Annotated in this window: 24 protein-coding genes; 23 read left to right on the forward strand and 1 reads right to left on the reverse strand. The window is 36.1% G+C overall.

The genetic code is table 11. The annotated features are described in order from the left end of the window. Positions 1 to 529: 529 nt before the first annotated feature. The 23 genes from QM928_RS08955 to ileS all read left to right on the forward strand — a co-directional run bounded on the left by QM928_RS08955 (position 530) and on the right by ileS (position 26,487). On the forward strand, positions 530 to 1,975 hold the full coding sequence (locus tag QM928_RS08955; protein WP_414295083.1) for an LCP family protein: 1,446 nt from the start codon (positions 530 to 532) through the stop codon (positions 1,973 to 1,975). Between the two features lies 1 nt (position 1,976). Further along, positions 1,977 to 2,708, forward strand: coding sequence for a capsular polysaccharide biosynthesis protein Cps4B (gene cps4B, locus QM928_RS08960; RefSeq protein ID WP_248035555.1), 732 nt, complete (start codon positions 1,977 to 1,979; stop codon positions 2,706 to 2,708). An 8-nt stretch (positions 2,709 to 2,716) separates the two neighbouring features. Then, a complete protein-coding gene (locus QM928_RS08965) occupies positions 2,717 to 3,409 on the forward strand; it encodes a CspC family polysaccharide chain length determinant protein (protein WP_248035558.1) in 693 nt (230 codons plus the stop codon). A gap of 10 nt (positions 3,410 to 3,419) precedes the next feature. Then, the gene (locus tag QM928_RS08970) at positions 3,420 to 4,094 is read left to right on the forward strand and encodes a tyrosine-protein kinase (protein WP_248035562.1); all 675 of its coding nucleotides are present in this window, start codon (positions 3,420 to 3,422) and stop codon (positions 4,092 to 4,094) included. 428 nt (positions 4,095 to 4,522) lie between these two features. Continuing rightward, positions 4,523 to 5,116 (forward strand): sugar transferase, encoded by a 594-nt coding sequence (locus QM928_RS08975; RefSeq protein ID WP_248035565.1) that lies wholly within the window; start codon positions 4,523 to 4,525, stop codon positions 5,114 to 5,116. Positions 5,117 to 5,125: 9 nt separating this feature from the next. Then, positions 5,126 to 6,355, forward strand: a complete 1,230-nt coding sequence (locus QM928_RS08980; protein WP_248035568.1) for a glycosyltransferase family 4 protein — start codon at positions 5,126 to 5,128, stop codon at positions 6,353 to 6,355. 4 nt (positions 6,356 to 6,359) lie between these two features. Continuing rightward, positions 6,360 to 7,436 (forward strand): capsular biosynthesis protein, encoded by a 1,077-nt coding sequence (locus tag QM928_RS08985; RefSeq protein WP_414295082.1) that lies wholly within the window; start codon positions 6,360 to 6,362, stop codon positions 7,434 to 7,436. Next, on the forward strand, positions 7,429 to 8,547 hold the full coding sequence (locus QM928_RS08990) for a glycosyltransferase family 1 protein (protein ID WP_248035574.1): 1,119 nt from the start codon (positions 7,429 to 7,431) through the stop codon (positions 8,545 to 8,547). Before QM928_RS08985 ends, QM928_RS08990 begins: the two co-directional genes overlap by 8 nt. Continuing rightward, the gene (gene wzy, locus QM928_RS08995; protein ID WP_414295081.1) at positions 8,548 to 9,948 is read left to right on the forward strand and encodes an O-antigen polysaccharide polymerase Wzy; all 1,401 of its coding nucleotides are present in this window, start codon (positions 8,548 to 8,550) and stop codon (positions 9,946 to 9,948) included. It begins immediately after the preceding gene. A 2-nt stretch (positions 9,949 to 9,950) separates the two neighbouring features. Beyond that, on the forward strand, positions 9,951 to 11,030 hold the full coding sequence (locus tag QM928_RS09000; RefSeq protein WP_248035583.1) for a polysaccharide pyruvyl transferase family protein: 1,080 nt from the start codon (positions 9,951 to 9,953) through the stop codon (positions 11,028 to 11,030). Continuing rightward, positions 11,020 to 12,261, forward strand: a complete 1,242-nt coding sequence (locus QM928_RS09005; RefSeq protein ID WP_414295080.1) for an oligosaccharide flippase family protein — start codon at positions 11,020 to 11,022, stop codon at positions 12,259 to 12,261. Before QM928_RS09000 ends, QM928_RS09005 begins: the two co-directional genes overlap by 11 nt. A gap of 4 nt (positions 12,262 to 12,265) precedes the next feature. After that, positions 12,266 to 13,363 (forward strand): non-hydrolyzing UDP-N-acetylglucosamine 2-epimerase, encoded by a 1,098-nt coding sequence (cps4I, locus tag QM928_RS09010; protein ID WP_248035589.1) that lies wholly within the window; start codon positions 12,266 to 12,268, stop codon positions 13,361 to 13,363. Between the two features lie 3 nt (positions 13,364 to 13,366). After that, entirely contained in the window at positions 13,367 to 14,428 is a 1,062-nt protein-coding gene (cps4J, locus tag QM928_RS09015; protein WP_414295079.1) for a capsular polysaccharide biosynthesis protein Cps4J, read from the forward strand. Positions 14,429 to 14,542: 114 nt separating this feature from the next. Then, on the forward strand, positions 14,543 to 15,772 hold the full coding sequence (gene cps4K / locus QM928_RS09020; RefSeq protein ID WP_248035595.1) for a capsular polysaccharide biosynthesis protein CapF: 1,230 nt from the start codon (positions 14,543 to 14,545) through the stop codon (positions 15,770 to 15,772). Beyond that, on the forward strand, positions 15,773 to 16,957 hold the full coding sequence (gene cps4L / locus QM928_RS09025; protein WP_414295078.1) for a capsular polysaccharide biosynthesis protein Cps4L: 1,185 nt from the start codon (positions 15,773 to 15,775) through the stop codon (positions 16,955 to 16,957). It abuts the gene before it with no gap. Between the two features lie 764 nt (positions 16,958 to 17,721). Next, the gene (gene ftsA, locus QM928_RS09030; protein WP_315640761.1) at positions 17,722 to 19,095 is read left to right on the forward strand and encodes a cell division protein FtsA; all 1,374 of its coding nucleotides are present in this window, start codon (positions 17,722 to 17,724) and stop codon (positions 19,093 to 19,095) included. A gap of 17 nt (positions 19,096 to 19,112) precedes the next feature. After that, positions 19,113 to 20,369 (forward strand): cell division protein FtsZ, encoded by a 1,257-nt coding sequence (gene ftsZ, locus QM928_RS09035; protein ID WP_075231296.1) that lies wholly within the window; start codon positions 19,113 to 19,115, stop codon positions 20,367 to 20,369. A gap of 5 nt (positions 20,370 to 20,374) precedes the next feature. Beyond that, positions 20,375 to 21,046 carry a YggS family pyridoxal phosphate-dependent enzyme gene (locus tag QM928_RS09040; RefSeq protein ID WP_248035604.1) on the forward strand — a complete coding sequence of 224 codons (672 nt, stop codon included), beginning with the start codon at positions 20,375 to 20,377 and terminating at the stop codon, positions 21,044 to 21,046. Positions 21,047 to 21,055: 9 nt separating this feature from the next. After that, on the forward strand, positions 21,056 to 21,607 hold the full coding sequence (locus tag QM928_RS09045; protein ID WP_075231297.1) for a cell division protein SepF: 552 nt from the start codon (positions 21,056 to 21,058) through the stop codon (positions 21,605 to 21,607). Continuing rightward, a complete protein-coding gene (locus QM928_RS09050; protein ID WP_248035607.1) occupies positions 21,607 to 21,870 on the forward strand; it encodes a YggT family protein in 264 nt (87 codons plus the stop codon). The genes QM928_RS09045 and QM928_RS09050 overlap by 1 nt, the downstream gene beginning before the upstream one ends. After that, positions 21,867 to 22,652, forward strand: a complete 786-nt coding sequence (locus tag QM928_RS09055; protein ID WP_414295077.1) for an RNA-binding protein — start codon at positions 21,867 to 21,869, stop codon at positions 22,650 to 22,652. Before QM928_RS09050 ends, QM928_RS09055 begins: the two co-directional genes overlap by 4 nt. A gap of 9 nt (positions 22,653 to 22,661) precedes the next feature. After that, positions 22,662 to 23,420, forward strand: a complete 759-nt coding sequence (locus QM928_RS09060) for a DivIVA domain-containing protein (protein WP_049548718.1) — start codon at positions 22,662 to 22,664, stop codon at positions 23,418 to 23,420. Positions 23,421 to 23,694: 274 nt separating this feature from the next. Beyond that, positions 23,695 to 26,487, forward strand: coding sequence for an isoleucine--tRNA ligase (ileS, locus tag QM928_RS09065; RefSeq protein WP_414295076.1), 2,793 nt, complete (start codon positions 23,695 to 23,697; stop codon positions 26,485 to 26,487). A 124-nt stretch (positions 26,488 to 26,611) separates the two neighbouring features. On the opposite strand, the gene QM928_RS09070 is transcribed toward ileS, so the two are convergent. After that, on the reverse strand, positions 26,612 to 26,707 hold a 96-nt coding region (locus tag QM928_RS09070), incomplete at its 5' end, for an IS3 family transposase (RefSeq protein ID WP_414273886.1).

Below are 26,707 nucleotides of genomic sequence, written 5' to 3' on the forward strand. Positions count from 1 at the left end.
AGTTGTCTAAAGCTCTCTCCTTTCTTTCTTAATTCATATATTTGAACTTTATCTTCATAAGTTAATTTCATAATAAAAACACCCCAAAAGTTAGATTTTTATGTCTAACTTTTGGGGTGCAGTTCACTTAATACTATGTGTTTTTTTATTTTGAAGACTTTTACCCTGCCTCTTGTTTTTTATTAACGATAAATCTTTGCTGCGATAGTGAGTTGTTTTTTGTTTTCTAGACTTTAAAAGGCTATTTTTATAAAAAAATGAGTCTCTCTAGTTAAAATCTTCTACTTTCTTGGTAATTATTGAAAGTTTTAGAGTGTGAGAGTATGGTATTGAGAACTTGTCAACTGATTTCTATCTCCTGGTATTTTTGTTGGAAGTCTTCTTTCAAAAAAAGATATGAGGCATTTAATGATTGAAATATAATATTTTTGGTTTTGAGGTGAAATAAAACGGTTGCAATTCAGGTGTTGATAGCATCCGGTGTTAGTTTGTGATATAATAGAAATAAAATAATTAATAGAGGTGTAAGGTGGGGAGACGTTTAAAAGAAAATAAAACGAGCAAGTTTCAGCAAAGTTTCAATATTATTTTGTTGTTTCTATATATAGTGCTTACTTGTTTTTTGCTGTTTTTAATATTCAGATATCATATCTTAGCCGTTAGTTATTTCAATCTTATTCTAGCAGCTATTATGGTGTTCATTGCGCTAGTAGCTTTATTTTTAATATCAAATAGAAAAGCTAAGAAGTTGACTTTAATCATGCTCTTGCTATCTATTGTAGCTAGTTCACTAGCCTTGGTTGGAGTTCATCAGTTCGTTAGTTTGGCTAATCATTTAAATGCAACATCTAACTATTCTAGTTACTCCATCAGTGTTGCAGTTTTGGCGGATAGTGAGATTGGTAATGTATCCCAACTGTCCAGTGTGACAGCTCCGACAAAAACAGATGCGGAGAATATCAAAAAACTGCTTGATGATATTAAGACAAGTCAGAATAAAGACCTAAAGGTTGAGGATAGTTCTTCTTACCTTGCGGCTTATAAGAGTCTCTTAGTTGGAGAGACCAAGGCAATTGTTTTGAATAGTGTCTTTGAAAATCTGATTGAACAAGAGTATCCGGATCACGCCCAAAAAATCAAGAAAATTTATACCAAGGAACTAACCAAAACTGTTGAGGCACCTAAGTCTTCTCAAAATAAGGCTTTTAATATCTATATTAGTGGTATTGACACATACGGACCTATTAGCTCCGTTTCTCGTTCGGATGTCAACATCATCATGACGGTTAATCAAGAAACCAAGAAAATTCTCTTGACAACAACCCCTCGTGATGCTTATGTGCCCATAGCTGATGGAGGCAATAACCAAAATGATAAATTGACCCATGCAGGTATTTATGGTGTGGATGCTTCGATTCATACTTTGGAAAATCTTTATGGAATTGATCTAAATTACTATGCACGACTCAACTTCACTTCCTTCTTGAAATTAATTGATCTCTTAGGTGGTGTCGATGTTAATAATGACCAAGAGTTTACATTACTTCAAGGGAAATATCACTTCCCTGTTGGGAATGTCCACCTAGACTCTGAGCAGGCCCTAGGCTTTGTACGTGAGCGTTATTCATTAGCAAACGGTGATGGAGATCGTGGACGTAACCAACAGAAAGTCATTTCGGCTATTATCCAAAAACTAACTTCGACAGAAGCTTTGAAGAATTTTGATGGTATTATGGAGAGCTTACAGGATTCTGTCCAAACCAATATGCCTCCTGAAACAATGGTTAGCTTAGTGAATACCCAACTAGCAAGTGGAGGGAAATATACTGTTATCACTCGAGATTTAAAGGGAACTGGTCGTATGGGTCTTCCTTCCTATGCTATGCCTGATAGTGAACTCTATATGTTAGAAGTTGATCCAAACAGCCTAGAGACACTCAAAACAGAAATTAAAGATATCATGGAAGGAAAATAAGATGATTGATATCCATTCACACATAGTTTTTGATGTAGATGATGGTCCTAAGGATAAGACAGAAAGTATAGCGCTTCTGAAGGAGGCCTATGCTCAAGGAGTCCGTACCATCGTTTCGACTTCCCATCGTCGAAAGGGGATGTTTGAAACACCAGAAGAGGATATATTAAGAAATTTTAAAGTTGTCAAGGAGTTGGCTAAAGAGGTTGCTCCTGATTTAACCATCTTGTATGGAGCAGAGATTTATTACAGCAGTGATGCTTTAAACAAATTAGAGAATCAGCAGATTCCACAACTAAATGGCACCCGTTATGCCTTGATAGAATTCAGCATGAATACCCCTTATCGTGAAATCCATAGCGCATTGACCAATGTTTTGATGTTGGGAATAACCCCTGTTATTGCCCATATAGAACGTTATGATGCTTTGGAAAACAACGAAAAAAGGGTGCGAGACCTCATCAACATGGGATGTTATACACAGGTCAACAGTTCGAGTATCCTTAAACCAAAATTGTTTGGTGATACTTATAAATTCATGAAAAAACGGGCTCGCTATTTCTTAGAGAGGGATTTGGTTCATATAGTTGCTAGTGATATGCACAATCTAGACGGTCGCCCTCCTTATATGAAGGAAGCCTACGAAATAGTGAGTAAAAAGTATGGCCAAGATAAGGCTCGGGAACTCTTTATATTAAATCCCGAAAAAGTCATTAAAGATCAAATTATTTAGGAGTTATAATGAAAGAAAAAGATACTATTGAAATCAATGTTATTCAGTTGTTAAAGGCACTATGGAAAAAGAAACTGCTAATCCTTCTTGTAGCCATCGTAGCAGGAGCTGCTGCATTTGCATATAGTAGTTTTGTTGTTAAACCTGAGTATAGAAGTACAACTCGGATCTATGTAGTTAATCGAAACCAAAGTGATAAACCGGGATTGACAAATCAAGATCTACAAGCAGGAGCTTACCTGGTTAAGGACTATCGTGAGATCATTCTTTCCCAAGATGTCCTAGAGAAAGTAGTTGCTGATCTTGGCTTAAACATTAATGCGAAAATATTAGCTAAGAAGATTCAAGTAACGGTTCCCGCAGACACACGTATCGTATCTATTTCAGTTAGTGATCACAAGCCTGACGAAGCAAGTCGAATTGCAAATGCTCTTCGAGATGTTGCGGCACAAAAGATTATTGCGGTCACCCGTGTTTCTGACGTAACTACCTTGGAGGAAGCACGTCCAGCAACTGGACCGTCTTCACCAAATATTCGTCGAAATACCATTATGGGAGTTGTAGCAGGTGCAGGATTAGTGATTGTAGTGGTCTTGTTGCTTGAACTATTTGATGATCGTGTCAAACGTCCAGAAGATATTGAGGATGTTATGAAAATCTCACTCCTTGGAGTCATTCCAGATTTTGATAAATTAAAGTAAGGGAGAACCTATGGCAAAGTTAGAATTAACAAAACAAAAACTTGATTCTGCCAAAAAAGCAGAAGAATATTACAATGCTTTACGTACCAATATACAGTTGAGTGGAGATAACTTAAAGGTTATAACGATTTCCTCTGTTGAACCAAGCGAAGGAAAATCGACAACTTCTACAAATATTGCCTTGGCTTTTGCGCGTGCAGGCTACAAGACACTCCTGATTGATGCTGATATCCGAAATTCAGTTATGTCTGGAGTATTCAAGTCAAGAGAACGAATCACAGGTTTAACTGATTATCTTGCTGGTACGCAAGATTTATCCCATGGTCTTTGTGAAACAAGCATTGATAATTTATTTGTGATCCAATCAGGGTCACCTTCTCCAAATCCAACAGCTCTTCTTCAAAGTGCCAATTTTGGATTGATGATTGAAACACTACGGAAATATTTTGACTATATTATCGTTGATACGGCACCGATCGGAGTCGTAATCGATGCAGCCATTATCGTGCAAAAATGCGATGCATCGATTTTGGTTACAGAAGCTGGTGGAACAAAAAGAAGAGATGTTCAAAAAGCTAAGGTTCAGTTAGAACAAACAGGGATCCCATTTTTGGGGATTGTTTTAAATAAATTTGATGTTAAACGAGAAAAATATGGATCTTACGGTTCTTATGGGTATAAATAGTTTGTGATGTTTTTACGTGAGTATACCACCAGTTTTTCCTTTGGAGTTCATTTGATTTCTGATTTTAAAAAAGTCAATGGTATTTCGCTTGTGAATTCAATGAAAAAGGTTGGTTGTCTAAAAATATAGTTTGATTACTTCAGGCGTAGTTTAATAGTGCAATTGTTTCTGATGTTCTAAGTTGTTTGGGATAACGTTAGCTTCACGAATATTCAAATGTTATGAGTGAGGGACTAGCAACGCTGATAGAATGAAATTTTATAGATGTAGTAAAAAATTATCTGTTATATTCAGATAAAATAAATTACCTTTTCAGAAGTTAATTGAATCACCAATAACATGCTGATTTTTGTAGTTGCATGAACTGCCCAATTTAATTCGCTAAATTGGAATAAGATGAAAATTGAATTTATAGTGAGAGATAGTTTATGTATAGTATAATAAAACGATTAGGAGATATTTTTTTGTCTTTAATAGGCGTAATAATATTATGTCCGCTTTTTATAATAATTGCAATCGCGATTAAGCTTGATTCAGAAGGTCCAGTAATCTTTAAGCAGAAACGTTTTGGACGTTATAAGAAATCGTTCTATGTTTTAAAATTTAGAACAATGAAGGTAGAGTCGCCCAAATATGTGGCTACTCGAGATTTACACAACTCAGAACAGTGGATTACTAAAGTAGGAAGTTTTTTAAGAAAAACATCTTTAGATGAATTACCTCAACTGTGTAATATTCTTGTTGGTAATATGAGTATTGTGGGTCCTAGACCAGTAGCAATAAGTGAACTGGATGTTATAGAAGCTAGAGAACAGTACGGTGCAAATGATATTTTGCCAGGATTGACTGGATGGGCGCAAATCAATGGTCGGGACAATTTGTCGACAGATGTGAAGGCAAGATTGGATGGTTATTATGTGCAACACAGATCATTAACAATGGATATTAAATGTATAGTGAGAACAATACCTTATGTACTGAAACGTAAAGGAATTGTAGAGGGGAGTAAAAGAGGAAGTTAGGTTGCTACAATGAAAATTTTATTTGTTTGTCAGCATTATAAACCGGAACCTTTTAGGTTGTCAGATATTTGCGAGGATCTAGTTCAGAGAGGTCATGAAGTTGCTGTTTTAACAGGAATTCCTAATTATCCTGAAGGTGAAATATATGCGGATTATCGGAATAAAAAAAAGATGAGAGAAACTATAGAAGGCGTTGCTGTTTTTCGTTCCTATACGATTCCAAGGAGGAAAAGCACCTTATATCGCGTATTGAATTATTTTAGTTTTGCTATCAGTTCGTCGATAGGAGTTCTACTGGGAAAGTATAAAGCAAAAGATGGAACGGAATTTGATTGTGTCTTCGTAAATCAATCATCTCCAGTTATGATGGCATGGGCTGGTATGGTTTATAAAAATAAGTATAAGAAGCCCCTGTTTCTATATTGTATGGATGTTTGGCCAGATAGTTTAACTGTAGGTGGAGTGAAACAAGATGGCTTGATTTTCAAGTTGTTTAAATTTATCTCAAAAAAAGTTTATCGAGCTAGTGATTATATATTTGTCACTAGTCCATCATTTAAGAATTATTTTGTGCAACAATTTGATATATTAGAACAAAAGATTACTTATTTGCCACAATATGCAGAAGATCTTTTTATCCCTGATGAATCGAGAGTTAATAAAGAAAGTGTTGACCTAACTTTTGCTGGTAATATTGGTAAAGCACAAAATTTGGAAACTATTTTGAAAGCTGCCAGTTTGATAGAAAAGAATACCAATTTACCCAAGAAAATTCATTTTCATTTTGTTGGAGATGGTACGGAATTGCTAAGTATGAAAGCCTTAGCTCATGAATTGGAGTTGAAGAATGTTTCCTTTTATGGAAGACGTTCTTTGGAAGAAATGCCTATCTTCTATAAAAAATCAGATGCTATGTTAGTTTCTTTAATAGGAGACTCGATAGTTTCTCGTACTATACCTGGGAAAGTACAATCTTACATGGCGGCAGGGAAACCAATTATAGGTGCAATTTCAGGAGATACTAAAACAATTGTAGAAGAAGCAAAGTGTGGCTTTGTCAGTCCCGAACAAGATGTGGAACAATTGGCAAAAAATATATACAAATTCAGTATGTTATCTATAGAGGAACAAAAGGAATTAGGAAAGCAAGCTCGTTGTTACTATGAAAAGCACTTTTCAAAAGAACAGTTTATGTTCGAACTGGAGACATATTTAGAGAGGAAAAGTAAGAAGGAATAACTTAATGAGAGTACTGTTTATACTATCTGATAATATATATCTAACTCCTTACTTCAATTTTTATAAAGAATTATTGAAGAAACTGTCTATTGATTATGATGTTATATATTGGGATAAAAATATTAATGAGATTATTACAAAACAAAACTATTATCGTATTTCTTTTTCTGGTAAGGGAAAATTGAGTAAGATATTAGGTTATGTAAAATTCAGAAAAGCAATTAAAAAAAAGCTAAAAGAAAATAATTATGATGTGATATTACCTTTGCATAGTATTGTGTCTTTCATTTTAGCAGATGTTCTTCTCTTTTTCTTTAAAAATAGATATATATATGATATTCGTGATTACAGCTATGAAAAATTTTTTGTTTATCGTTTAGTTCAGAAACAGCTGGTAAAAAATTCTCTTATGAATATTATTTCTTCAGAAGGATATAAAATTTTTTTACCAAAAGGAGAGTATTTTACTACTCATAACCTCCCAAATATGATAGATCTAAACGAAGTAAAGCAGTTGAAAAATAATTGTACGTTTCCGATTCAACTTTCTTACATTGGCTTAATTCGTTTTCAAGAACAGAATAAAAAAGTTATTAATTTTTTTGCAAATGATAGTCGATTTCAGTTGAATTTTATAGGGACTAATGCAGAAGAATTAAGGGAATTTTGTCAAGAAAAAGATATAAGAAATGTTAATTTGGTGGACACATTCCAGCCAAAAGATACCTTATCTTTTTATAAGAATACAGATGTTATTTTGAATTTATACGGGAATCATACTCCCTTATTAGACTATGCTTTGTCTAATAAACTCTACTTTGCTGCATTGTTATATAAGCCTATCTTAGTTTGTGAAGATACTTATATGGAAAAAGTGTCGATAGAGAATGGTTTTGGTTTCGTTTTACCTATGAAGGATGAGTCAGAAAAAGATTACTTGGTTTCGTATGTTCAAAACCTTGATAGGAAAAAGCTAATTAAGAATTGTGATAGCTTTATGGATAGAATTAGTTTAGAAAAACAAAAAACAGAAATAGAATTAGAGAAGCGAATCATAAGCTTAAGGAAGAAGAATGATTAAAGTATTACATCTATTTACAACATTGGATAGTGGTGGAGTAGAAAGTTTTCTATTTAACTATTATTCTCACATTGATAGAAAAAAAATTCAATTTGATTTTATTGTGCCTGGAGAAGAACAAGGTTTTTTAGAGGATAAAATAAAGGAATTGGGAGGAAGAGTTTATCATGTGCCTCTATTAAGGGAAAAACCTCTACAGCAATTTCTCTCTCTTGTTAGAATAATAAAGAAAGGAGATTATGATGTAGTTCATTGCCATGGCTATAAATCTGCAATTGGTCTTATTTTATCGAAAATAATTGGCTGTAAAATTAGAATTATTCATAGTCATATGGCTTATGTAACAGAAAACAATTTTCAAAAAGTATTGCGTAAATTAATAACGATTTTGGTTAAAATACTAGCAACTCATTGGTTTGCATGTGGGGAAGATTCGGCTAAATGGTTATATGGAGAGACAGCGTATAAAAACGGAAAAGTTGAAATTGTTTTTAATGCTATTGATTTGAAAAAGTATCAATTTTCTTCAGATGTTAGAAAAAAATGTCGTAGAGAATTGGATGTGTCAAATAAATTCGTACTAGGGAATATAGCGCGCCTATCAAATCAAAAAAACCAAAGTTATTTATTTAGTATTTTAAAAGAGCTCATTTTAATCAAACCAAATGTTATGTTATTGTTAGTTGGTAATGGCGAGGATGAACAGAGATTAAAACAGGAAGTCTTAGAACTAAATCTAACCTCATATGTGCTATTTTTAGGCAGAAGAACCGATGTTTCCGATTTATTATCTGCAATGGATGTTTTTTTGCTTCCGTCTAAATATGAGGGATTACCTGTTTCACTAGTAGAGGCTCAGGCATCGGGATTACAAATTTTATCGTCAGATACGGTAACGCAAGAAGTAAATGTGACCCAAAATATTAGTTACTTACCTATCACCGAAGAGTCTGTACTTCTTTGGAAAGATAAGGTGCTGTCTTTAACATCTGAGGAGAGCAATCGTTTTACAATAAATGACAGTATGACAGATGGTCCCTACGATATTTGTTATCAAGCTAGTAAATTATTGAATCGTTATCAAGAAATGTGCGTAATAAAGGAGATATAGATGCAGACAAAGTATATTTGTAGAGTTACACTAATGGTATTAAGTTTTATATTTGCTTTCTGTTACTTGTTGTGGACTCTTGATAATTGGGATAATGGTTTCCTTATATCTAATTATGTCCCATCTATATTTTTTTGGGTTTGTTTTCTAATTATTTTTCAAATTACTGGTTTTATTTTACGAAAAGTTAGCATATATGATTTTTCTGTATGGTATCTGATTTTATCTTATTTTTTTATGTTTGGATTAATTTTCAATGAGTATATGGGGTTTCAGACTACTCTACTGTGGAGTCCTAGTCACTTCTATAACAATGAAGAGTTATTTCATTCATACATTTTTATAATTTGGATCTTGTTTTGTTATTCTGTAGGTTATTTATTTTTTTATAGTGATGGAAAGGTACATTATCATTCAGAAGTGCAAAATTATCAGGAAGATGAAGAGAACTTTTTGTACAATGCGGGTAGGATTCTAACAGGAGTGGGCTTTATTTCAAGGGTAATAACAGATTCTAAAACAGTACTAACAGTTAGAGCGGCGAATAGCTATTCAGCATATTCAGAGGCAGCTAGTTCAGGAATAATAGACGATTTAGGAGTGCTTATGCTTCCTGGTGTATTCTCCTTGTTTTATTCAGATAAGCTGTCCCGAGTTATGAAGCGTACTATTTTTTGGGTAGTGTTGTTTTACTTAATTTTGATAATGATTCTAACAGGAAGTCGTAAAATCCAGGTATTTTCAATCTTGGCGTTGATTTTAGTATACACACAATCTTTAGGGATTACTTTTTCGAAGAAAAGAGTGCTTGCATTTTTAATAGCAACTGTATTTCTATTAAACGTATTAGTTGTTATTAGGGGGCACCGTTTTGACTTAAATACCATAGGAACATACTTATTTGATTCCTTTTCTTCATTAGGTTTTGCAAAAAATATACTAGGGGAAGTATTTTCAGAGTCGGGATTGACCAGCCTAACAGTAGCTTCTGCTGTAACTGTTGTGCCTAGTAGCATTCCATATGAATATGGGATGACATTTCTACGCACTATTCCATCAATTTTTCCTATTGGATGGTTAGTTGGTGATTTTTTTGATAAAGCATCAGCAACGGTTGTTATTAATAAATTTTTGGGGTTACCTGTAGGTTCTTCTTTTGTGGAAGAATTATTCTGGAACTTTGGTTACTATGGTGGCGTTTTTTTGAGTTTTGTTTTGGGAATATTTAGTGGATGGCGATTAAATTTTAGGGCTTTTCAAACAAGTAAAATCTCAAAAGTGATTTATTTTTCGGTGATTTCTCAACTATTGCTTTTAGTGAGAAGTAGTTCAATAGATGTTTATCGTCCTATTATGTATAGTTTGATTATGATATTTATTTTTAGGAGGTTGAAAAAATAGTGGTGAAAAAAATTATGTTACATGGTGCAACGGATTATGGTTCAAGTAATTACGGTGATTATCTTTACGGTGAGATTGTCTATGATTTATTAGAATCTAAAGGATACGAAGTTTCTTTTTATAATCCATCAGATTTCTTTCAAACGTATTTGAAAGAATATCGTCAAAAACAAGCGTTTACTAAAAAACAAGCAGATGCTATTTTGTATATTCCAGGAGGATATTTTGGAGAAGGGCATAATGCACGTTTTCGTGATAATTTAATCCAATTTAAGCGATTTTTACCTTTGGGAATTTGGGCTTCATATTTTAAAAAGCCTATAGGAGTTGTAGGTATTGGTGCAGGGCCTAATAACGATTCTTTGATGAATTATGGTATAAAGAGAATTATTAACAATGCTCAATTTATTACAGTTCGTGATCGAGAATCATTTGATTCTTTGAAGAGTTTGTCTCCTTCGGCTCCAGTGTATGAAGCTTTTGATTTAATTGTTTCAAGTAAATTAAGAGAAGAAAAAACAGAGCAGTTGTATCAATTGAAAAGAGAATCCAAGGATAGAAAGATAATTCTTGTTCACTATAATCATTCCAAAGAGGCTCTTGAAAAATTTGCAAAATCAGTTAATCTTTTTCTAGAAAACCATCCTAACTATTATGTTGTAGTAACTTCTGATTCCATTCTACCTTATGAAGACGAATATTATCAGGAATTTAGAAAATTAGTTAGAACTGAGGATTGTTTTCAATTCAGGTATCATTCTCCTGCAGAAATGACATCATTGTTGAAAATGGTCGATGTGGTTTTAACTTGTAAATTACATGTTGGAGTAGTGGCAACATGTTTTAATAAATCTGTGATTGCTATTGCATGCCATCCAGAAAAAACAGCACGTTATTATGAAGCTATTGGAGAGTTGCAACGTTGTGAATCTTTATTTGATTCAAGTGTTAGTAATATTGTAGAGAAACTTGAAACTTTTCATTTAAAACCAATAAAAATACCTTCAGAATTGGTGTTGAAAGCGAGAAGTAGTTTAGACTATTTAGATCTTTTTTTGGAAGGACTAGTTCGTGAAAGTTGATAGAATTTCATTTATAAAAAATACAAGTTCTCTCTACATTCTGAATATTGTTAAATTACTATTTCCTTTATTAACACTTCCCTATTTAACAAGGGTGCTTTCACTAGATGCGTATGGAATGGTTACTTATGTTAAAGCGTTAATAGCTTATGTTCAACTAGTGATTGATTTTGGTTTCATGCTGTCAGCTACAAAAAACATTGTGAATGCTTGTGCTAATCCCTCAAAGATTGGAAGGATAGTTGGAGATACTCTAGCCGAAAAAATATTTTTATCTATCATTTCGATTCTAATTTACAGCATACTGATGTGGCAAATCCCAATAATGAGAGAGAATATTCTTTTTTCAGTTCTTTATTTGCTGGCTACAGTGACCAATATTTTTATCTTTGACTTTTTATTTCGTGGAATTGAAAAAATGCATGCAGTTGCAATTCCTTATGTTGTTTCTAAAACTATCATTACAATTTTGACATTTATTGTAGTCAAAGATGATTCTTCTATTTTATGGATTCCGATATTGGAAGGAGTCGGGAATTTAGTTGCTGCAGTAGTTTCTTACGGCTTCCTTCATCATTATGGAATCAAATTATCATTTTCTGACCTCCCTGTTTGGGTTAAAGATTTAAAGGAATCATCTATTTATTTTTTATCTAATTTTGCAACTACTATTTTTGGTGTGTTTACAACAGTCATTTCGGGTTTTTATTTACAGAGTCAAGAGATTGCCTTTTGGGGGATAGCACTGCAACTGCTTTCGGCAGCGAAATCTTTGTATAATCCTATTGCTAATAGTTTATATCCGCATATGATACGTACCAAAGATATACAATCTGTTAAGAAGATTAACCGAATTATGCTTGTTCTGATTATCTTTGGAGTTTTGATTGTTTTGTTCTTTTCAAATCAAATTCTTTCTATAATTGGTGGTGAAAAATATACAATTTCAGCAGATTTTCTTAAGTATTTATTACCCGCTTTTGTTGCTAGTTTTTATTCTATGATATACGGATGGCCTGTCTTAGGGGCTATTGATAAAGTGAAAGAAACTACAATGACAACTATATTAGCTTCAATTATCCAAATTCTGGGATTAGGAATATTTATCTTGTCTGATAATTTTAGTTTAGTAACATTAGCTATTTGTTCAAGTATGTCTGAGGTGGTGTTATGGATTAGCCGTTATCTAATTTATTTTAAGAACCGTTCATTATTTGTTAGGAGTAAGTAAATATATGAAAAAAGTAGTTGTAGTGTTTGGAACTCGTCCAGAAGCTATCAAGATGTGTCCTTTGGTCAAAGAGTTAAGAACACGTAAGAATATTGAAACATTAGTTTGCGTTACAGGCCAACACCGTCAAATGTTAGATCAAGTTTTGGACACATTTGGAATTATACCTGATTTTGATTTATCTATTATGAAAGATAAACAAACTTTATTTGATGTGACCATTGGCATTTTGGAAGGAATGAAGACTATTTTAGAGTCAGAAAAACCTGATTTAGTGTTAGTTCATGGGGATACAAGTACGACATTTGCTAGTTCACTGGCGGCCTTTTATTTACAGATTCCAATTGGTCATGTTGAAGCTGGTTTGCGTACTTACGATATCTATTCACCTTATCCTGAAGAGTTTAATCGTCAAGCAGTAGGGGTTTTGGCTCAGTATCACTTTACCCCAACACAACTTTCGAAAGATAATCTTTTGAGAGAAGGAAAAACTCCAGAGAGCATATTTGTGACAGGTAATACGGCAATTGATGCTTTACAAACTACAATTCAAGAGGACTATACGCATCCTGAGTTAGAATGGATAGGAGAAAGCAGGTTTATTCTAATTACAGCTCATCGTCGTGAAAATCTTGGTGAACCGATGAGACATATGTTTAGAGCAATTAGAAGGATTATTGAAGAATATCCAGATGTCAAGGCTATTTATCCTATTCATATGAATCCTCGTGTTCGCCAAATTGCTGAGGAAGAATTAAGTGGCTGTGAACGTATCAAGATGATCGAACCTTTAGAAGTATTAGATTTTCACAACTTTTTATCAAGAAGTTATCTAATTTTAACAGATAGTGGGGGTATTCAAGAAGAGGCTCCTAGTTTAGGAAAACCTGTTTTGGTTATGAGAGATACAACTGAACGTCCAGAGGGAATTGAGGCAGGAACTTTGAAACTTGTAGGTACTGATGAGAATAATATTTATAGGCATTTTAAAGAATTATTAGAAAATGATTCAGTTTATCAAGCTATGAGTCAAGCTTCAAATCCATATGGAGATGGAACAGCTTGTAAGAAAATTGCAGACATACTAGAAGGAGAAGTATAATATATGTCACAATTTAAAGGAAAAACTCTCCTAATTACAGGAGGGACAGGTTCATTTGGGAATGCAGTTCTCAAGCGTTTTTTAGAGACAGATATTTCAGAGATTCGTATCTTTTCACGAGATGAAAAAAAACAAGATGATATGCGTCATGAATTTCAGGTAAAAGTACCAGAAGCGGCTGGGAAAATCCGTTTTTACCTAGGAGATGTGCGTGACTTGGCTTCAGTGAAAAATGCTATGCATGGTGTGGATTATGTGTTTCATGCTGCTGCTCTTAAACAAGTACCTTCTTGTGAATTTTTCCCTGTAGAAGCGGTAAAAACTAACATTTTGGGAACGGAGAATGTCCTCACTGCGGCTATCGAAGCTGGTGTAAAGCAAGTTATTTGTCTTTCTACAGATAAGGCGGCTTATCCTGTCAATGCTATGGGAACATCCAAGGCTATGATGGAAAAGATTGCTGTTGCTAAGTCCCGGACGGTAAATTCTGAGCATACAAAGATATGTGTGACTCGCTATGGGAATGTTCTATGTAGCCGTGGATCTGTAGTTCCTCTTTGGATTGAGCAAATTAAGCAAGGAAATGCTCTTACAATTACTGAACCTAGCATGACACGTTTTGTCATGACATTGGAAGAAGCAGTAGACTTGGTCTTATTTGCATTTGAAGAAGGGAAATCTGGAGATATACTAGTTCAAAAAGCACCCGCATGTACGATTGAAGTGTTGGCTAAGGCTGTATCAGAAATTTTTGCCTCAGAACAAGATATTAAGATTATAGGTATTAGACACGGAGAAAAAATGTATGAAACACTATTAACTAATGAAGAGTGCGCAAATGCAATTGATTTGGGTGATTTTTATAGAGTTCCTAGTGATAATCGTAATCTTAACTATGATAAGTATTTCAAAGATGGTAGTACAAATAGAAATTTGTTGACAGAATTCAATAGTAATAATACTGATTTGATGGATGTAGAGCAAGTTAAAAGAAAGTTGCTAGAATTAGATGAAATACAGACAGCAATTCGTCACATGGTAGCAGATGACGAAAAGAGCAAATGATGTGAAATCTTTTAAGATACATTAAAGTTTTGAAGGATGTGTAATGTGTCATTTCATCGTCGAGAGAGTTGACTATTAAAATAGCATATAATGATATAAAACAAGGGGGGACGCATGATTAAAAATGTTTTAATCACAGGAGCGAAAGGATTTGTAGGAAAAAATCTTATCTGTACTCTGGAAGCTTTGAAGGATGGGCGAGATAGAACTCGTCCTAATTTAGAGATTGGAGAGATTTTTCAATATGATCGTGATACAGATCCGATTTTATTAGAAGAATATTGTAAGAAAGCCGATTTTGTATTCCATTTAGCTGGCGTCAATCGTCCACAGAATCCTGATGAATTCATGGAGGGTAATTACGGTTTTTCCAGTAGACTATTAGAGATTTTAGAAAAGTATGAGAACACTTGTCCTGTTCTACTCTCTAGTTCTACTCAAGCTAGTTTAGAAGGCCGATTTTCAAACTCTGTATATGGACAATCTAAGCTAGCAGGGGAAGAACTATTCTTCGAATATGGAAATAAAACGGGAGCACCTGTCTTAGTTTACCGTTTCCCAAATCTGTATGGGAAGTGGTGCCGACCTAACTACAATTCTGCTGTAGCAACTTTCTGTCATAATCTAGCTCACGATTTACCTATTCAGGTAAATGATCCAAGTGTAGAATTGGAGTTGCTGTATATTGATGACTTGATACAAGAGTGTCTAACTGCATTGGAAGGAAATCCTCATCGTTGTAATTTAGATGGATTACAAATCTTACCTAGCCCATCAGGAAACTACTGTTATGTACCAACGACTCATCGTGCAACCCTAGGAGAGATTGTAGCTCTATTAGAAACATTTAAAAAACAGCCTGATAGTTTAGTTATGCCTGAAATTCCTCAAGGATCCTTTGAAAAGAAATTGTATTCTACCTACTTATCTTATTTACCAGTAGATAAGTTTAAGTTCCCTCTAAAAATGAATATAGATGAACGAGGTAGTTTCACGGAACTATTAAAAACGGAAAATGCGGGTCAATTTTCTGTCAATATTTCTAAACCTGGCATTACAAAAGGGCAACATTGGCATCATTCTAAGTGGGAATTTTTCATGGTTGTTTCTGGTCGTGCTTTAATACAAGAGCGTAGAATAGGACTGGATGAAAACGGGCAAGAGTATCCTATTCTGAACTTTGAAGTGTCGGGCGATAAGATTGAAGCAATACATATGATACCGGGCTATGCACATAATATTATTAATCTTTCTGATACAGAAAATTTAGTTACTGTAATGTGGGCTAATGAGTCATTTGATCCTAGCCGTCCAGATACTTTTTTTGAACAAGTGGAGAAATAAATGAAAATTAAGACAGATTATAGTGATATTCACTTTAAAGATAATGGAAAACTTAAGTTATTGATTATTGTGGGAACACGTCCTGAGATTATACGTCTAAGTAGTGTTATCACTAAATGTCGAAAGTATTTTGATGTTATTTTGGCACATACTGGACAAAACTATGATTATAATTTAAATGGTATTTTCTTTGATGATTTAGGTTTAGACTCTCCAGATGTATACATGGATGCTGTTGGAGATGATCTTGGTGCTACTGTAGGGAATATTATTAATACTTCATACAAATTGATGAATCAAATTAAACCAGATGCTTTATTGATTTTAGGGGATACAAATTCTTGTCTATCAGCGATTGCTGCCAAGCGTTTACATATTCCAATTTTTCATATGGAGGCTGGCAATCGCTGTAAGGATGAGTGTCTTCCAGAAGAAACTAATCGTCGAATTGTTGATATTATTTCAGATGTTAACTTAGCATACTCTGAACATGCTCGAAAGTATTTACATGAGTGTGGTTTGCCTAAAGAGCGCACGTACGTAACTGGTTCTCCTATGGCAGAAGTGTTACATAAAAATTTATCTGCCATTGAGTCTTCAGATATCCATGAACGTTTGGGGTTGAAAAAAGGAGGATATATCCTACTTTCAGCTCACCGTGAGGAAAATATTGATACAGATAAAAATTTTTTCTCTCTCTTCACAGCAATTAATAAATTAGCTGAAAAGTATAATATGCCAATCTTGTATTCTTGCCATCCTCGATCTAAGAAAAGATTAAAAGAGAGCAGTTTTGAATTAGATAAACGTGTGATTCAGCATGAGCCACTAGGATTCCATGACTATAATTGTTTACAGATGAATGCATTTGTTGTAGTATCTGATTCAGGAACTTTACCAGAAGAAAGTAGTTTCTTTACTAGTCAAGGATATCCATTTCCAGCTGTATGTATTCGTACAAGTACAGAACGCCCTGAGTCCCTAGATAAGGCAGGATTTATTTTGGCAGGTATTGATGAAAATTCTCTTCTTCAAGCAGTTGAAACTGCTGTTAGCTTGGCAGAAGATGAGGATTTTGGCTTACCTGTACCAGACTATGTTGAGGAAAATGTCTCTACTAAAGTTGTTAAGATAATACAGAGTTATACAGGGATAGTGGATAAAATAGTTTGGCGAAAAAGCTAAGTTTTATATTTCATTTTATTAGCTAAATTTTAGGTTAGTTTGTTCAAAGGAATTCTTTAGGTGACTTGCAGATCGATTATTTTTTAGGATTATTGCTAATTAAATTTTCAATGAAAGTAAGTTCTTTAGGATTCGTTTTCTTTGTTCCATAGGAAATGAGTCAAATAAGGGGGTGAATTCTTTCTATGTTATTTGCTGCGATGGAAAGAATTTTACAAACAAGACCTTAAAAAATAAATGTTGAAATATTGCTATAAAGTATATTTTGAACTAGAGATATTTCAGGATTAGTGCCTTATCACTCATGCTAAAGGATGAAATGGTTTTATTAGAGAAGTCGAACTATGTGTGATAGACACTCGCACTAGGAAATAGATTTATAGAATTTTCTTTTGGACAGTTGCGGAAAATAGGACCAATTTTCCAGTGATTTTATAAAAAGGTGGAGGAGGTAAAAACTCAATTTGAAGATAAAATTGAGTAAATCTTTCCGTTATAAAACGTATAGTATCAAGTTTTTTTGAACATCTGATATTATGCGTTTTCTTATTTTAAGGGGGCGTTTGCCCAGTCGTTTTCTTTTATTTACCCACCGATGAAATCGTCGGATAATTATAAAAATTCAAGAAAAAGCTTGCGTAAATGTTAGAAAATTCGAGCACGAATGTATTTTTTGTGTTATAATATTCTGTGAGTAGTTATGCCTTGGTGTAGCTATTAAAAATAGAAGTGTGAAACTGGTAAGATAGAGAGGACGCAGTGTAATGACTAGGAATGGTTTTTTTACAGGCTTAGATATCGGAACTAGCTCTATTAAAGTGTTGGTTGCAGAGCTTGTAAATGGTGAAGTAAATGTAATTGGCGTAAGTAATGCCAAAAGTAAAGGTGTCAAAGATGGGATTATCGTTGACATCGAAGCAGCAGCGACGGCTATTAAGTCTGCAATTTCTCAAGCAGAAGAAAAAGCAGGAATTTCAATCAAGTCTGTAAACGTTGGTTTGCCAGCTAATTTGCTACAAGTTGAGCCAACTCAAGGCATGATTCCGGTGACATCAGATACAAGAGAAATTACAGATCAAGATGTTGAAAATGTGGTTAAATCAGCTTTGACTAAAAGTATGACTCCAGACCGTGAAGTTATCACCTTTATTCCAGAGGAATTTGTCGTAGATGGATTCCAAGGAATTCGTGATCCTCGCGGAATGATGGGTGTGCGTTTGGAAATGCGCGGTCTCTTGTACACTGGCCCACGTACGATTCTCCATAATCTTCGTAAAACTGTAGAGCGTGTAGGCATTCAAGTTGATAACGTGATTATTTCACCTCTTGCAATGGTTCACTCTGTCTTGAATGAAGGTGAACGTGAGTTTGGTGCGACTGTTATCGACATGGGTGGTGGCCAAACGACGGTTGCCACTATTCGCAATCAAGAACTTCAATATACAAATGTTAACCAAGAGGGTGGCGATTATGTCACAAAAGACATTTCAAAAGTTCTTAAGACTTCTAAGAAAATTGCAGAAGGTCTAAAATTGAACTATGGTGAAGCTTATCCACCGCTAGCAAGCAAAGAAACTTTCCAAGTTGAAGTGATCGGTGAAGTTGAACCAGTTGAAGTGACCGAAGAATACTTGGCTGAGATTATTTCGGCAAGACTTAAGCACATTTTTGAGCAAATTAAGCAAGATTTGGAAAGACGTCACCTATTAGACTTGCCAGGAGGTATTGCTTTGATTGGTGGAAATGCCCTCCTTCCAGGCGTCGTTGAATTGGCCCAAGAAGTATTTGGAGTCCGTGTTAAGTTATTCGTACCAAATCAAGTTGGGATTCGTAATCCTGCTTTTGCCCATGTCATTAGCTTGTCAGAATTCGCTGGAAGCCTTACTGAAGTGAATGTTCTAGCTCAGCGAGCAATTCGAGGGGAAAATGCTTTAAGCCACCAGCCACTTGACTTTAGAAGTTCAGCTCAACCTGTTTCACCTGTTTCTCCACGACCAGTATTTAATACAGTGACAACACCTGAGCCTGAAACAAACCAATCTGTTGAACCAGTAGCTCCTCTTCAATCGGAAGAAAAGAGCAAAGGTAAATTAACAGATCGTTTCCGTAGCTTGATTGGAAGCATGTTTGACGAATAAAATAGAGGAATATAAATATGACATTTTCATTTGATACAGCAGCAGCACAAGGTGCAGTAATTAAAGTAATCGGTGTCGGCGGTGGTGGTGGAAATGCCATCAACCGTATGGTTGACGAAGGCGTTTCTGGCGTTGAATTTATCGCAGCCAACACAGATGTACAAGCTTTGAGCAGTACAAAAGCTGAGACAGTTATCCAGCTCGGCCCTAAATTGACTCGTGGACTTGGTGCAGGAGGTCAACCTGAAGTTGGTCGTAAAGCTGCAGAAGAAAGCGAAGAAGTATTGACAGAAGCGATCAGCGGTGCTGATATGGTCTTCATCACTGCTGGTATGGGTGGTGGTTCTGGTACAGGTGCTGCACCAGTTATCGCTCGTATTGCAAAAAGTCTTGGTGCTTTGACAGTCGGTGTTGTTACTCGCCCATTTGGTTTTGAAGGAAGCAAACGTGGACAATTTGCTATCGAAGGGATTAACGAACTTCGTGAGCATGTTGATACACTCTTGATTATCTCAAACAACAACTTGCTAGAAATCGTTGACAAGAAGACTCCACTTCTTGAAGCATTGAGTGAAGCAGATAACGTTCTTCGTCAAGGTGTGCAAGGGATTACAGATTTGATTACAAATCCTGGTTTGATCAACTTGGACTTTGCAGACGTTAAGACTGTTATGGCCAATAAAGGTAACGCCCTTATGGGAATTGGTATCGGTAGCGGTGAAGAACGTGTTGTAGAAGCTGCTCGCAAAGCAATCTACTCACCACTTCTTGAAACAACTATCGATGGAGCAGAAGATGTGATTGTTAACGTAACTGGTGGTTTGGACTTGACTTTGATTGAAGCTGAAGAAGCATCAGAAATTGTTAACCAAGCAGCTGGTCATGGCGTTAACATCTGGCTTGGAACATCTATTGATGAGACAATGAAAGACGAAATCCGCGTGACGGTTGTTGCGACAGGAGTACGTCAGGATAAAGTTGAGAAAGTTGTAACTCCTCAACCGCGCCAAGCAACACACCGTGAACCTGCTCGAACTAGTCATGCGCAGACTTTTGATCGTAATTTTGATATGGCTGATACAGCAGAAATTCCAACTCCAAGTTATCGCCGTCAAGAAGCTCCAAAGACATCAGCTTTTGGTGACTGGGACTTGAGACGCGATGCCATCGTTCGTCAAGGAGAGCCAGTTGTTTCTCCAGTGGAACGTTTTGAAGTTCCAGCAGCTACGGATGAAGATGAGTTGGAAACACCACCATTCTTTAAAAATCGTTAATGAAGATGAATTTAAAAGAAAATACGAACCTTGTTTTTCAACAGATATCGAATGCAGTTCAGGAAGCTGGTCGTGAAAACGACTCGGTTTCTGTGATTGCGGTGACCAAATATGTAGATGTTGAAACAGCCTCAGCTTTGGTTTCGCAAGGAGTGCAACACATTGGTGAGAACCGTGTTGATAAATTTCTTGACAAGTATCATGCTCTAAGTGATAAGAATCTTACCTGGCATTTGATTGGAACCTTACAGAGACGTAAAGTCAAGGAAGTGATTTCTTATGTGGATTATTTTCATGCTTTAGATTCCTTAAAGCTAGCTCAGGAAATTCAAAAACGAGCAGACCACAAGATTAAGTGCTTTTTGCAAGTAAATATTTCTAAGGAAGAGAGCAAGCACGGTTTTTCGAAAGAAGAATTGTTAGCCCTCTTACCAGAACTTTCAGAATTAGACCAGATTGAGTATGTGGGACTGATGACCATGGCTCCATTTGAAGCAACTAGTCAAGAGTTACTAGAGATATTTAAAGAAACGCAAGAATTGCAAAAAAACATTCAAGAAAAACATCTCCCCAATATGCCGATGACAGAACTAAGTATGGGTATGAGTCGAGACTTCAAAGAAGCGATTCAATGTGGTTCAACTTTCGTTCGAATCGGCACAGCATTTTTTAAGTAGGAAATAACCATGTCACTAAAAAATAAATTTGAAAAGTTTATAGATTATTTCACTGAAGATGGAGAAGAAGTGGCACCAAACGTTGCTGAATTAAAGCCTGAAAAAACGCTAACATCAGTTTCTGCCCCCATGGAAGAACTTCCACAAGCTCAACAACTTCCCCAGCCTTCACAAGTGAATTCAAAGGAAAAAAATATTACGCGCCTTCATGCTCGTCAGCAAGAATTAGCGATGAAGAGTCATCGTAGTACAGAAAAGGTAACCATTGATGTTCGTTATCCTCGTCGCTACGAAGATGCAACGGATATCGTTGATTTACTAGCAGGCAATGAAAGTATTTTAATTGATTTCCAATACATGACTGAAGTACAAGCGCGTCGTTGTCTAGATTATTTAGATGGAGCTCGTCATGTACTTGCTGGTGAATTAAGAAAGGTTGCAAATACCATGTACCTTTTGACACCAGTAGGAGTTGTGGTTAACATCGAAGATATTCGTTTGCCAGAGGGAACTCATGGTGAAGAGTTTGATTTCGATATGAAGAGAAAACGAGTGAGATAATGATATTTCTAGTTCGCTTTATTCAAAACGCTACAGATATCTATTCTATGATACTTGTAGCGTTTGCTCTCTTATCCTGGTTTCCAAATGCCTATGAGACTAGAGCAGGTCGTTTGTTGACTAATTTAGTCAAACCAATTCTTCAACCCTTGAGACGTCTGCCGCTGAGTATTGGTGGTTTAGATTTTTCAGTTTGGGTGGCCGTCGTTTTAGTTCATTTACTTGGAAACTATCTGATCCGTTTTCTTTTAATACTAGCATGAGAAAAGATATCTATCAGCATTTTTCAGTCGAGGATATTCCTTTTATTGATAAAGGTTTGGAGTGGCTCAGGCAGGTTGAGGAGCACTACGCTCCCATCTTAACTCCCTTTATCAACCCCCATCAGGTCTTTATTTTAAAGACATTGGGCAATCATCAAGGGATTAAAGTTTTTTCTAGCAATGATTTTGTAGCTAGCGAGTATAGTCGTGTACTACTTGCACCAGATTATTTCATACCGACTTTGGCGGATTTTGAAATGGACTTGCTTGAGATTGTTTATTCTAGCAAGTTTGACCAATTGACACATTCCAAGATTTTAGGAACTGTTCTGAATCGTCTGGGAATCGATCGCAAGTTGTTTGGTGATATAGTGGTAACGGAAAATAGAGCTCAAATCATTGTGGACCGAAAATTCACTTCTCTCTTTCAAGATGGGATTCAAAAGATTGCTCGATTGCCTGTCAAACTTGAAGTCAAATCCTTTGAAGAATTGATAGAAGCCGAGAGTGATTATCAGGAAAAGGAAGTTTTAGTTCCGAGTATGCGCTTGGATGCTTTCTTGTCAAATGTTCTGAAATTGTCTCGCTCGCAGACAGCTGATTTGTTAGAAAGAAAATATGTTCAGATAAATTACCATCTGGTTGAAAAATCTGATTATCAAGTTAAGATTGGTGATTTAGTAAGTGTCAGACGTTTTGGAAGGATTAGTGTTCTGAGAGAAAATGGTCAGACAAAAAGGGATAAGAAGAAATTGACAATACAATTATTATTAAGTAAGTGAGGGGAAAATATGCCAATTACATCGTTAGAGATTAAGGATAAAAGCTTTAGTACTAAGTTTAGAGGTTTTGATCCTGAAGAAGTTGATGAATTTCTCGATATTGTAGTTCGAGACTATGAAACATTGGTTCGAAGTAACCATGATAAAGATCAACAAATTAGAAATTTAGAAGAGCGTTTGTCTTATTTTGATGAGATGAAAGATTCATTGAGTCAGTCTGTGTTAATTGCTCAAGATACTGCTGAGCGAGTTAAACAAGCAGCTACTGAACGCTCTCATAATATCATTCATCATGCTGAACAGGAATCACAACGTTTGCTTGATGAAGCTAAGTACAAGGCAAATGAAATTTTACGTCAAGCAACTGATAATGCTAAGAAGGTTGCGATTGAGACAGAAGAACTGAAGAATAAGAGTCGCGTCTTCCATCAACGCTTGAAATCTACAATTGAAAGTCAATTGGCCATCGTTGATTCATCTGATTGGGAAGAAATTTTACGTCCAACAGCAACTTATTTACAAACTAGTGATGAAGTCTTTAAAGAAGTGGTTAGAGAGGCTTTGGGGGAAAATATTTCAGCATTTCATGAGGAGGAAGCCAATGATTTGACTCGTCAGTTTTCACCTGAAGAGGTTGCTGAGCTCCAAGCACGTATAGAAGCAACTAATCGTGAATTGATGGAAGCACAGGATGAATCAACTTTATCTGACTTATCTTCGTTAGTAAATAATGAAATGAGTTCTGAGTCTAAAGAGGATTCAGAATAACAATTTCTCAACATTTGTAATTGTAAAATCTGAGAACAAGATCTTATCAAACATATTTTTAGCGAGTAGGAGATGGTGGAAGTCCTACAATCCCTGTTGATAAGATTATCCTCTCAAGTTATCAAGTCTGAAGTTAGTAGGATTTGACGTTCCCCACGTTACGGGAAAAGAGGGAGAAAGACTAGTTCTTTTTCCGAACAAAGGTGGTACCACGATTTTCGTCCTTTTTAGCGAGTCGTGGTTTTTATTTTGTCTATATAAAAAAGGAGATATCATGAAACTCAAAGAAACTTTAAATCTTGGGAAAACTGACTTCCCAATGCGTGCAGGCCTTCCAACCAAAGAGCCAGTCTGGCAAAAAGAATGGGAAGAAGCAAAATTGTACCAACGCCGTCAAGAATTAAATGAAGGAAAACCTCATTTCACTCTTCATGATGGACCTCCATACGCTAACGGAAATATCCACGTTGGTCATGCTATGAATAAGATTTCAAAAGATATCATTGTTCGTTCTAAGTCTATGTCAGGATTCTACGCACCATACATCCCAGGTTGGGATACACACGGACTACCAATCGAGCAAGTTTTGGCTAAACAAGGTGTTAAACGTAAAGAGATGGACTTGGTTGAGTACTTGAAACTTTGCCGTGAATACGCTCTTTCTCAAGTAGATAAACAACGCGAAGACTTCAAACGTTTAGGTGTGTCTGGTGACTGGGAAAATCCATATGTAACTTTGACCCCTGACTATGAAGCAGCGCAAATCCGTGTCTTCGGTGAGATGGCTAACAAGGGCTACATCTACCGTGGTGCCAAGCCAGTTTACTGGTCTTGGTCATCTGAGTCAGCTCTTGCTGAAGCGGAAATTGAATACCATGACTTGGTATCAACTTCTCTTTACTATGCCAACAAAGTCAAAGATGGCAAAGGTGTCCTAGACACTGATACTTATATCGTTGTTTGGACAACAACTCCATTTACTATCACTGCTTCTCGTGGTTTGACTGTTGGTGCGGATATTGATTACGTTTTGGTTCAACCTGCTGGTGAAGCCCGTAAGTTTGTGGTTGCTGCTGAATTGTTGAACAGCTTGTCTGAAAAATTTGGTTGGACGGATGTTCAAGTTTTGGCTACTTACCGTGGTTCAGAATTGAACCACATCGTGACAGAGCACCCATGGGATACTGCAGTAGATGAACTTGTTATTCTTGGTGAACACGTTACAACAGACTCAGGTACTGGTATCGTCCATACAGCTCCTGGTTTTGGTGAGGACGACTATAATGTTGGTATTGCTAACGGACTTGAAGTTGCTGTGACAGTTAACGAACGCGGGCTTATGATGGCTAATGCTGGTGCTGAGTTTGAAGGCCAATTCTATGATAAGGTTGTTCCAACGGTTATCGAAAAACTTGGTGATTTACTTCTTGCTCAAGAAGAAATCTCTCACTCATACCCATTTGACTGGCGTACGAAAAAACCAATCATCTGGCGTGCAGTTCCACAATGGTTTGCTTCAGTATCAAAATTCCGTCAAGATATTTTAGATGAAATCGAAAAAGTGAAATTCCATTCAGAATGGGGTAAAGTCCGTCTTTACAACATGATCCGTGATCGTGGTGACTGGGTCATCTCTCGTCAACGTGCTTGGGGAGTTCCTCTTCCAATCTTCTACGCAGAAGACGGCACACCAATCATGACAGCTGAAACGATTGAACATGTAGCTCAACTCTTTGAGGAACATGGTTCAATTATCTGGTGGGAACGTGATGCCAAAGATCTCTTGCCAGAAGGATTTACACATCCAGGTTCACCAAATGGCGAGTTCAAGAAAGAAACGGATATCATGGACGTTTGGTTTGACTCTGGTTCATCATGGAATGGTGTTGTAGTGAACCGTCCAGAACTCAAATATCCAGCTGATCTCTACCTTGAAGGTTCAGACCAATATCGTGGTTGGTTCAACTCATCTCTTATCACATCTGTGGCGAATCATGGTGTTGCACCATACAAACGAATCTTGTCACAAGGTTTTGCCCTTGATGGTAAAGGTGAGAAGATGTCTAAATCTCTTGGGAACACCATTGCTCCAAGCGATGTTGAAAAACAATTTGGTGCGGAAATCTTGCGTCTTTGGGTAACCAGTGTAGACTCAAGCAATGACGTACGTATCTCAATGGATATCTTGAGTCAAGTGTCTGAGACTTACCGTAAAATCCGTAATACACTTCGTTTCTTGATTGCCAATACATCTGACTTTAATCCAGCTGAGGATGCAGTTGCTTACGAAGAACTTCGTTCAGTTGATAAGTACATGACCATTCGCTTTAACCAACTTGTCAAGACCATTCGTGATGCTTATGCTGACTTTGAATTCTTGACAATCTATAAAGCACTAGTAAACTTTATCAATGTTGACTTGTCAGCCTTCTACCTTGATTTTGCCAAGGATGTTGTTTACATTGAAGGTGCGAAATCACTTGAACGCCGTCAAATGCAAACAGTCTTCTATGATATTTTGGTGAAAATCACTAAACTCTTGACACCAATCCTTCCTCACACAGCAGAAGAAATCTGGTCATACCTTGAGTTTGAAGCAGAAGACTTCGTTCAATTGTCAGAATTACCAGAAGCTCAAACATTTGCTAACCAAGAGGAAATCTTGGACACATGGGCAGCCTTCATGGACTTCCGTGGTCAAGCTCAAAAAGCCTTGGAAGAAGCGCGTAATGCCAAAGTCATCGGTAAATCCCTTGAAGCTCATTTGACAGTTTATCCAAACGAAGTTGTGAGAACTCTTCTTGGAGCTGTTGATAGCAATGTTGCTCAACTTTTGATCGTCTCAGAATTGACTATCGCAGAAGGTGCAGCTCCAGAAGGTGCAGTAGCCTTTGAAGATGTAGCTTTCACTGTAGAACGTGCAGCTGGTGAAGTGTGTGACCGTTGCCGTCGTATCGACCCGACAACAGCAGAACGTCATTACCACGCAATCACCTGTGACCACTGCGCAAGCATCGTAGAAGAAAACTTTGCGGAAGCAGTCGCAGAAGGATTTGAAGTAAAATAAAAGTAAAAAATGGCGAGGGTAGTCCAAAGGGTAATTTGAAAAGAAAGGCCAATAGCACTCTCCAACATTAAACGCATAATATCAAGACTTTTGTGTACTGACCCCAAAAAGTTAGACAATTAATTTATTCAAAGGATTTAGTTCTGTATTGCACAGGACTGAGTCCTTTTAGTTTTACCTTAATTCGTTTGTTGTTGTAATAATCAATATAGTTTACAAT

It is taken from the genome of Streptococcus infantis, from assembly GCF_047460405.1.
Lineage (GTDB): Bacteria > Bacillota > Bacilli > Lactobacillales > Streptococcaceae > Streptococcus > Streptococcus infantis_Q.

Bases quoted from the DNA above. Each gene is read 5' to 3' on its own strand.
- QM928_RS09040 (WP_248035604.1), top strand. From the start codon at position 20,375: ATGAATTTAAAAGAAAATACGAACCTTGTTTTTCAACAGATATCGAAT.
- ileS (WP_414295076.1), top strand. From the start codon at position 23,695: ATGAAACTCAAAGAAACTTTAAATCTTGGGAAAACTGACTTCCCAATG.
- QM928_RS09055 (WP_414295077.1), top strand. From the start codon at position 21,867: ATGAGAAAAGATATCTATCAGCATTTTTCAGTCGAGGATATTCCTTTT.
- cps4I (WP_248035589.1), top strand. From the start codon at position 12,266: ATGAAAAAAGTAGTTGTAGTGTTTGGAACTCGTCCAGAAGCTATCAAG.
- QM928_RS08980 (WP_248035568.1), top strand. From the start codon at position 5,126: ATGAAAATTTTATTTGTTTGTCAGCATTATAAACCGGAACCTTTTAGG.
- QM928_RS08970 (WP_248035562.1), top strand. From the start codon at position 3,420: ATGGCAAAGTTAGAATTAACAAAACAAAAACTTGATTCTGCCAAAAAA.
- cps4K (WP_248035595.1), top strand. From the start codon at position 14,543: ATGATTAAAAATGTTTTAATCACAGGAGCGAAAGGATTTGTAGGAAAA.
- QM928_RS08965 (WP_248035558.1), top strand. From the start codon at position 2,717: ATGAAAGAAAAAGATACTATTGAAATCAATGTTATTCAGTTGTTAAAG.
- QM928_RS08990 (WP_248035574.1), top strand. From the start codon at position 7,429: ATGATTAAAGTATTACATCTATTTACAACATTGGATAGTGGTGGAGTA.
- ftsA (WP_315640761.1), top strand. From the start codon at position 17,722: ATGACTAGGAATGGTTTTTTTACAGGCTTAGATATCGGAACTAGCTCT.
- cps4J (WP_414295079.1), top strand. From the start codon at position 13,367: ATGTCACAATTTAAAGGAAAAACTCTCCTAATTACAGGAGGGACAGGT.
- QM928_RS09060 (WP_049548718.1), top strand. From the start codon at position 22,662: ATGCCAATTACATCGTTAGAGATTAAGGATAAAAGCTTTAGTACTAAG.
- QM928_RS08985 (WP_414295082.1), top strand. From the start codon at position 6,360: ATGAGAGTACTGTTTATACTATCTGATAATATATATCTAACTCCTTAC.
- QM928_RS09045 (WP_075231297.1), top strand. From the start codon at position 21,056: ATGTCACTAAAAAATAAATTTGAAAAGTTTATAGATTATTTCACTGAA.
- cps4B (WP_248035555.1), top strand. From the start codon at position 1,977: ATGATTGATATCCATTCACACATAGTTTTTGATGTAGATGATGGTCCT.
- QM928_RS08975 (WP_248035565.1), top strand. From the start codon at position 4,523: ATGTATAGTATAATAAAACGATTAGGAGATATTTTTTTGTCTTTAATA.
- ftsZ (WP_075231296.1), top strand. From the start codon at position 19,113: ATGACATTTTCATTTGATACAGCAGCAGCACAAGGTGCAGTAATTAAA.
- wzy (WP_414295081.1), top strand. From the start codon at position 8,548: ATGCAGACAAAGTATATTTGTAGAGTTACACTAATGGTATTAAGTTTT.
- cps4L (WP_414295078.1), top strand. From the start codon at position 15,773: ATGAAAATTAAGACAGATTATAGTGATATTCACTTTAAAGATAATGGA.
- QM928_RS09050 (WP_248035607.1), top strand. From the start codon at position 21,607: ATGATATTTCTAGTTCGCTTTATTCAAAACGCTACAGATATCTATTCT.